Raw genomic sequence first — 8,457 nt, forward strand, 5'->3', positions numbered from 1 at the left:
GTGGTGAAAAACGTGAGAGAATCGGTTGCGGGTGCCGGGAACCGCTCGCCGTTAGCGGCGGTTCGAGACGGGCGGGGTCCGTCTCCGTCTCAGTCGTCGCTCGTCGTCGCCGCGCCGACTCTGTCGGCTCCGGCGTCGACGATTGCGCCAGCCTTGGCGGGGAGTTCGTTGCGGACGTCCTCGCGGCCGTCTTCGGCGATGACCTCGGCGTAGGCGTCGGGCATCACCTTCACGAAGTCACCGAGCACGGACTGCCAGTCGTCGAGCAGCTCGGCCGCGCGGTCGGAGTCGGTGTACGTGCGGTGGTTCTCGACGAGTCGGGTGAGCATCGCCTCGTCCTTGTCGTCGAGGTGGTCTTCGAGCGTCACCATCTCGGTGTTCGCCTTCGCGGCGAACTCGTCGTCGGGGTCGTAGACGTAGGCTACGCCGCCGGACATCCCCGCGGCGAAGTTGCGCCCCGTCTCCCCGAGGACGGCGACGACGCCGCCGGTCATGTACTCACAGCCGTGGTCGCCGACGCCCTCGACGACCGCCTTCACGCCGGAGTTTCGGACGCCGAAGCGCTCGCCGGCGAGGCCGTTGACGTAGCACTCGCCCTGCGTCGCGCCGTAGAGGGCGACGTTGCCGATGAGGATGTTTTCGGCGGCCTCGTAGTTGGCCTCGGCGGGCGTGTCGACGATGACGCGGCCGCCGGAGAGGCCCTTGCCGACGTAGTCGTTGGCGGCCCCGGTGAGCCGCATCGTGACGCCGCGGGCGAGGAAGCCGCCGAACGTCTGACCGGCGATGCCGTCGAACTCGCAGCGGATGGTGTCGTCCGGGAGTCCCTCGCCGCCGTGGACGTTCGAGATGCGGTTCGAGAGCATCGCGCCGACCGCGCGGTCGACGTTCGAGAGGTCGCGGCGGATGACGACCGGCTCGCGGTTCTCGATGGCGTCTGCGGCCTCGTCGATGAGTTTGTGGTCGACGTGGGTCTCGATGTCCGCGTGGACCTGGTCTTCGGTCTTGCGGCGCGCGCCCGTCTCGGGCTCGGCCAGCACCGACGAGAGGTCGAGGTGCTTCGCCTTCTCGTGGTCCGTCTCGACCTGCCGGAGCAGCGAGGGACGACCGATCATCTCGTCGAGCGAGGTGAAGCCGAGGTCGGCCATGATTTCGCGGAGCTCCTGTGCGATGAACGTCATGTAGTTGATGACGTGGTCGGGCTCGCCGGGGAAGCGGCGGCGCAGGTTCTCGTCCTGCGTGGCAACGCCGACCGGGCAGGTGTTCTCGTGGCACTGGCGGGCCATCACGCAGCCCGAGGTGACGAGCGACGCGGTTCCGAAGACGTACTCCTCGCCACCGAGGAGGGCGGCGACAGCTACGTCGCGGCCGGTCTTCATGCCGCCGTCGACGGAGACGCGGATGCGGGAGCGAAGCCCCGTCGCGCGGAGCATCTGGTTGGCCTCGGCGAGGCCGAGTTCCCACGGGAGTCCCGCGTTCTTGATGGACGTCTTGGGTGACGCGCCGGTGCCGCCGTCGTAGCCGGAGATGTGGACCACGTCGGCTTTCGCCTTCGAGACGCCGGCGGCGATGGTGCCGATGCCGGCCTCGGAGACGAGCTTGACGTTGATGTCGGCGTCGGGGTTGGCCGACTTCAGGTCGAAGATGAGCTGCTTGAGGTCCTCGATGGAGTAGATGTCGTGCAGCGGCGGCGGCGAGATGAGGCCGACACCCGGCGTCGCATACCGGACGTGCGCAATCATCTCGTTTACCTTCTTGCCGGGGAGGTGGCCGCCCTCGCCGGGCTTCGAGCCCTGCGCCATCTTAATCTGAATCTCGTCGGCCGACGAGAGGTACTCCGAGGTGACGCCGAAGCGACCGGAGGCGACCTGCTTGACGTTACACTCCTTTTCGGTGCCGAAGCGCTCCGGCGGTTCGCCGCCCTCGCCGGAGTTGGACTTGCCGCCGATGCGGTTCATCGCGATGGAGTTGTTCTCGTGGGCCTCCGGCGAGAGGCTGCCGAGCGACATCGCGGCCGTCGAAAAGCGCTTGACGATGTCCTCGACGGGTTCGACCTCGTCGATGTCCACCGGCTCGCGGTCGGAGTCGAATTCGAGGAGGCCGCGGAGCGCCTTCAGCTGCTTCGACTGGTCGTTGACCAGCTCCGCGAACTCCTTGTACTTCTCGTAGTCGCCGGCGCGGACGGACTGCTGGAGCGTGCCGACGGTCTGGGGGTTCCAGCCGTGGTGGATGCCGGCCGAGCGGTTCTCGTACTCGCCCTGCCGTTCGAGCTTCGGGTCCGCGCCGAACGCGGCGGCGTGACGGGTCAGCAGGTCCTCTTCGATAACGTCGAGGCCGATACCCTCGGTGCGGATTTCGGTGCCCTCGAAGTACTCGGCGACGAAGTCGGATTCGAGGCCGACGGCTTCGAAGATCTGCGCGCCGCGGTAGCTCTCGACCGTCGAGATGCCCATCTTGGCCATCGTCTTGAGCAGGCCGTCTTCGAGCGCGTGGACGTACGCGTCGATGGCCTCGCCCTCGTCGGCCCCGTCGGGGCCGGCGACGACGTCCTCGATGGTCTGGTAGGCGAGGTAGGGGTTCACCGCGCCCGCGCCGTAGCCGACGAGCGTGGCGAGGTGGTGGACCTCGCGGGGGTCGCCGGACTCGACGACGAGGCCGGCGTGGTTCCGGAGGCCGTTGCGGACGAGGCTGTGGTGGACCGCGCCCGTCGCGAGCAGACTCGGGATGGCGACGCGGTCGGGGCCGACCGCGCGGTCGGAGAGGACGACGATGTCCGCGCCGTCTTCGATGACCGCCTTGGCCTCGTCGCGGACGGCCTCGATGGCCTCGCGGATGTCGCCGCCTTTCTCGTAGGTGATGTCGACGACTTCGCTCCGCATGTCGTCGTCGAGGTCCTTGATGGCCGCCGTCTCGGCGTCCGTGAGGACCGGCGAGTCGAGGACGAGCTGACGCGCGTGCTCGGGTGACTCGTCGAGGAGGTTACGCTGGCAGCCGAGCCGCGACTCCAGGCTCGTCACGAGCTTCTCGCGGATGTAGTCGATAGGCGGGTTCGACACCTGCGCGAACAGCTGCTTGAAGTAGGTAAACAGCGGGCGGTTGAGGTCCGACAGCACCGAAAGCGGCGTGTCGTCGCCCATCGAGCCGACGGGGTCCTTGCCGTCGCGGGCCATCGGCTCTATCATGTGGTTGAGCTGGTCGTGCGTGTAGCCGAACGCCGCCTGCGTCGCGCGGAGCGACTCGACCTGTCCGCGCGAGGTTGAGTCGGTGTCGCCGGCGATGTCGTCGAGATGGCGCTGCTGTTGGTCGACCCACTCGCCGTACTTCTCGTCGGTGAGGGAGTCGAACACTTCGGCGTCGGGGATGACGCGCCCCTCGTCGGGGTCGGCCATGAAAATCTCGCCGGGCTGGAGGCGACCGCGGGATTCGAGTTCCGCGGGGTCGGTGTCGAGCGCGCCGACCTCGCTGGCGACGATGAGGCGGCCGTCGGTCGTCACCTCGTAGCGACACGGACGGAGGCCGTTGCGGTCGAGGACGGCGGCGATGCGGTCGCCGTCGGTCGCCGCGACGAGCGCGGGGCCGTCCCACGGCTCGACCAGCGAGGCGTGGAAGTCGTACCAGTCGCGGCGCGCCTGGTCCATCGCGTCGTCGTTGCGGTACGCCTCGGGGATGAGCATCCGCAGGACGTGCGGGAGTTCGCGGCCGCTCTTGAGGAGCAGTTCGACCACGTTGTCCACGCTCGCGGTGTCGGACTGGTCGGCCTTCGTGATGGGCATGAGCGTCTCGATGTCGTCGCCGAAGGCCTCGTGCTGGAGGTCCGTCTCGCGGGCGCGCATCCAGTTGACGTTGCCGCGGATGGTGTTTATCTCGCCGTTGTGGATGACCTGGCGGTACGGGTGGGCGAGATGCCACGCGCCGAGCGTGTTGGTGGAGAATCGCGCGTGAACGAGCGCGAGTTCGGTCACCATCCGCTCGTCGCCGAGGTCGGGGTAGTAGTTCGGGAGCTGTTCGGCCGTGAGCAGTCCCTTGTAGACGATGGTCTTGCGGTCGAGCGAGCAGACGTAGAACCGTCCCGCGCCCTCGATAGCGAGGTCGTCGACCGCCTTCTCTGCGGCTCGGCGGGCGAGGTACAGCGCCCGGTCGAACTCGTCCGCGGTCATCCCGTCGGCCGGCTCGACGAACAGTTGCCAGACATCGGGCTCCGATTCGAGCGCGGTCGCGCCGAGTTCTGCGTTGTCGGTCGGCACGTCGCGCCAGTCGAACACGGAGAGCCCGTGGTCGGCCAGCGAGTCCTCGACAACCGCCGAAACGCGCTCGCGAACCTCGTCGTCGGTCGGCATGAACACCGAACCTGCCGCGTAGAGGTCCGGAAGCTCGGATTCGAGGACGGCTTCGAAGAACTCGTCGGGCCGTTGCAGCAGGATACCCGCCCCGTCCCCGGTGTTTTCCTCAGCGCCCGTGGTGCCGCGGTGCTCGAGGTTCTCCAGGAGTTCGAGGCCGTCTGCGACGACTCGGTGCGAGGCGCCGTTTTCGAGGTCTACGACGGCCCCAACGCCGCAGTTCGACCGCTCGTCGGTCGGGTCGGCTAACCCGTCCTGAGCGAAGGGTGCGTCTATGTGTGGCTTGGTCATACGCCAATAGTACGGCTACCCGCATAAGCAACTTTTCCTGAAACCATAAGGGTGTTACAATGTCATATAAGGATGTATCCATACATAGTATGGAGACTAATGATGATTCGACGGACGACGAAAAATATGAATAATCGTGTAAAACTGGGCGGCCGGTTCAGTAGGACTTCGCGAAGTACGCCGTCTCCTCGGCGTCGTCGCCGCAGACCGCGCAGTCCTCGCCGTCGTGAATCTCCGCATCCTCGTCGTTCAGGGGCACCATGACGATTTCGGCGGCGATTTGCTCCTTAATCTCGTCCTCGCAGGCCTCGTCACCGCACCACGGCGCTTTCACGTAGCCGCCGTGCTGGCCGATGGTGCCGAGCATCTCGTTGCGCTCGGACGCCTCGCGGACGTTTTCTTCGAGGTTCTCCTCCGCGGCGGCGTAGAGCTTCGCGTACACCTCGTCGAACTGCGCTTGGACGGCTTCGGCGATGTTCTCGCGGTCGAGTTCGACCGACTCGCCGTCGGGGCGGTGGACGGCCGTGACGACATCGTCGTCGACCTCGTTCGGGCCGATTTCGAAGCGGACGGGGACACCCTTGAGTTCCCACTCGTTGAACTTGAAGCCGGGGTTGCGCTCGTCGCGGGCGTCGAGTTCGACGCGGACGCCGGCGTCTTCGAGGTCCTCGGCGATGTTCTCGGCGTACTCGAGGACCTTCTCCTGCGTGTCGGCCTGCCAGATGGGGACGATGACGACCTGTTCGGGCGCGATGGTCGGGGGCAGGACGAGCCCCTGGTCGTCCGAGTGCGTCATGATGAGCGCGCCGAGCGAGCGCCACGACAGCCCCCACGAGGTCGTGTGGGCGGGCTCTTCGTCCTCGTCTTCGGTCGTGTAGGTGAGGTCGAACGCCTCTGCGAAGGAGGTGCCGAGGTAGTGGGAGGTGCCGGCCTGCACGGACTTGCCGTCGGGCATGAGCGCCTCGACGGTCGTCGTCGTGTCCGCGCCGGGGAACTTGTCGTGTTCCGGCTTCGCGCCGCGGAGCACGGGGATGGCGAGCACGTCCTCGTAGAGCGACTGGTACTGCGACAGGCGGGTCATCGTCTCGTCCCACGCGCCGTCGCGGGTCTCGTGGGCCGTGTGGCCCTCCTGCCAGAGGAACTCCTTGGTGCGGAAGAACGGCTTCGTCTCGGTCGCCTCCCAGCGCACGACGGAGGCCCACTGGTTCACGCGGAGCGGGAGGTCGCGGTGGCTACGGACCCACTGGGCCATGTAGGGCGCGATGATGGACTCGGAGGTCGGGCGGACGGCGAGGCGCTCTTCGAGTTCCTCATGGCCGCCGTGGGTGACCCACGCCACCTCGGGGTCGAACCCCTCGACGATGTCCTTCTCGCGTTCGAGGTAGCTCTCGGGGATAAACAGCGGGAAGTACGCGTTCTGGACGCCCGTCTTCTTGAACTCGCCGTCGAGGTAGTTCTGGATGGACTCCCACAGCGCGTAGCCGCGCGGGCGAGTCACGATGAAGCCGCTCATGCCCTCCGGGCCGTAGTTCGCGAGGCCCGCCTTCTGGACGACCTCGGCGTACCACTCGCCGGTGTTGTACTGCTTCGACTCGGTGATACCGAGTTCCTGCTCGTCGCTCATTGCCCATCGGTAGCCGCAGCGAACCCTTAAACGCCCCGAAGGTGCCGGCGCGCCGCTCCGCCGCGCGGACCATCTCTCGCGGACGACGTTCGGCGGTTCCGGCGGACGCATAGATACATATCGCCGGCTACCCTACCAGTACGTGGTGGTTGGCGTGCTAACAATGGACACAATTGTGCGCGGCGAACGGCCGACTCCTCGGGAGGGGACGGTCCGAATCGAACTGTGGGTTCCGAGCGGGCGGCGCGCGGAGTTCACACCGGTCATCGAGCGACTGGACGATATCGTCGAACGCGGCCTCGTCTCGGAGTACACGGTCGAGACGTGGGACCGGTTCGTGGACCTCTCAGGGAGCCTGAGTCCGCGCGAGCGACGCGTCCGCGACCGACTCGCGTCGTACGCGCGGTGGGCGGCGACGCGCGGCGACCGACTGACGGGATTGGGCGACCCCGGAGTGCGCGGCGTCGGACGGATGGGTCCGGAGCGGCTGACCCGGCGGACCCCGCGGGCGGTCATGGCGGAGTACGAAGACGGCGTGCTCACCTACGTGACCGCGTGCGGGGAGTGCGTGGGCGCGTTCCGCGAGCGCCTCCGCGAACTCGACACTGCGGGCGAACGCGAGTCCGAGACCTCGTCGGAGCCCGTCAGAATCGAGTGGTAAGCGCCCCGTCCCTCGTTTTTCCGTGATATCTTCGACCGTCAGCGCCGACTGTCGAACGGCGAGTCTCCCTCGCGCCACGACCAGCCCGGCAGGCGCGTCTGAAAGCCCGCGGCGAGCGCGGCGTCGAGGTCGTCGCGGCCGGCGGGACCGTCGGTGTGGACGGCCACGTCCGCGAAGTGGAACGTCGCCTGCGCGAGCAGTCGGAGCGGCTCGCCGCCGGCGATGGTCGCCGCGAGTTCGCGGCCGAGCACCTCGTCGACGACGAACCCCGGGTAGTCGTCCTGTACGTCCAGCCGCTTGAGGATGCGGACGTAGGCCGCGACGTTGACGCCGACCTCGCCGTCGGCGAACACCGTATCGACCGCCTCGCGGTAGGCCGCCTCGTCGACCGCGCCGACGCGCGTGTCGAACTGCTCGCCGAGTCGCCGTCGCGTCTCGTTGATGAGCGGGACGACCACGTCCGCGCGCGCTCGAACCCAGTCGTGTTCCGCCGAGACGGCCGCCGGTGTGAGTTCCATGGTCGTCGGTCGGCCCCGAGACGCTTCGGCTTTGCGAAGGGTTTTATACTGGCGACATGGTACTGTCGGGTAAGCGGGTTTTCCCTGCCTCTTCCCGCAGTCGAGATACAACCGTATTCAGTTCACTATGCTCTCTCCGCAGTCGGCCGAGACTGGCACTCGTACACATGGACCGGCTCGCGTCGACGCTCCTGAGGTAGGGGTTCCCGAGACCTGCCGGCGCAGGACCGGACGGGTCGCTCGTAACTATGAGCTCCGTAGATAAACAACTCGAGAATCTGAAGGCAGAGATTACGAACGAACTCCCCCGCGACATCTCGGTTTCCGACGTCAAGTACGAGGGTCCCGAACTCGTCGTCTACACGCGCGACCCGAAGAAGTTCGCTCAGAACGGCGACCTCATCCGGAAACTCGCGAGTAAGCTCCGAAAGCGAATCACGGTTCGCCCGGACCCGGACGTGCTGTCCGACCCCCGCGAGGCCGAACCCAAAATTCTGAGCGTCATCCCCGAGGAGGCCGGCGTCACCGACCTCGACTTCCACGTCGACACCGGCGAAGTCGTCATCGAGGCCGAGAAACCGGGCATGGTCATCGGTCGCCACGGCTCGACGCTCCGCGAAATCACGCAGAAAGTCGGCTGGACGCCCGAAGTCGTCCGCACCCCGCCCATCGAGTCCTCGACGGTTTCGAACGTCCGCAACTTCCTGAAGCAGGAACGCGAGGACCGCCGCCGCATCCTCGAACGGACCGGTCGGCAGATTCACCGCGAGCAGCTCTCGGACGACGAGTGGGTCCGCATCACGACCCTCGGCTGCTGCCGCGAGGTCGGCCGCGCGTCCTTCATCGTCTCGACGCCCGAGACGCGCATCCTCGTCGACTGCGGCGACAAACCCGGCTCCGACGACGTGCCGTATCTGCAGGTCCCCGAGGCGCTCGGGTCGGGCGCGAACTCGCTCGACGCGGTCGTCCTCACCCACGCTCACCTCGACCACTCGGCGCTCATCCCGCTTCTGTTCAAGTACGGCTACG

General features: G+C 67.1%; 5 protein-coding genes. 2 read left to right on the top strand and 3 right to left on the bottom strand.

Annotated features, from left to right (window positions below; all coding sequences use genetic code 11):
- Positions 1-89 precede the first annotated feature (89 nt).
- Positions 90-4,625 (bottom strand): glutamate synthase large subunit, encoded by a 4,536-nt coding sequence (gltB, locus tag C458_RS17575; protein WP_008577767.1) that lies wholly within the window; start codon positions 4,623-4,625, stop codon positions 90-92.
- 157 nt (positions 4,626-4,782) lie between these two features.
- A complete protein-coding gene (gene proS / locus C458_RS17580; RefSeq protein ID WP_008577768.1) occupies positions 4,783-6,249 on the bottom strand; it encodes a proline--tRNA ligase in 1,467 nt (488 codons plus the stop codon).
- 163 nt (positions 6,250-6,412) lie between these two features.
- Between proS and C458_RS17585 the strand changes: the two genes are divergently transcribed.
- Positions 6,413-6,910 carry an HTH domain-containing protein gene (locus C458_RS17585; RefSeq protein ID WP_008577770.1) on the top strand — a complete coding sequence of 166 codons (498 nt, stop codon included), beginning with the start codon at positions 6,413-6,415 and terminating at the stop codon, positions 6,908-6,910.
- Between the two features lie 38 nt (positions 6,911-6,948).
- Here C458_RS17585 and C458_RS17590 read toward each other — a convergent pair whose 3' ends face one another.
- Positions 6,949-7,428 (bottom strand): hypothetical protein, encoded by a 480-nt coding sequence (locus tag C458_RS17590; protein ID WP_008577771.1) that lies wholly within the window; start codon positions 7,426-7,428, stop codon positions 6,949-6,951.
- A gap of 248 nt (positions 7,429-7,676) precedes the next feature.
- Here C458_RS17590 and C458_RS17595 point away from each other — a divergent pair.
- The coding region (locus C458_RS17595; RefSeq protein WP_008577773.1) for an MBL fold metallo-hydrolase at positions 7,677-8,457 on the top strand (781 nt) is incomplete at its 3' end.

The sequence above is a fragment of the Haloferax sp. ATCC BAA-644 genome (assembly GCF_000336975.1).
GTDB lineage: Archaea > Halobacteriota > Halobacteria > Halobacteriales > Haloferacaceae > Haloferax > Haloferax volcanii.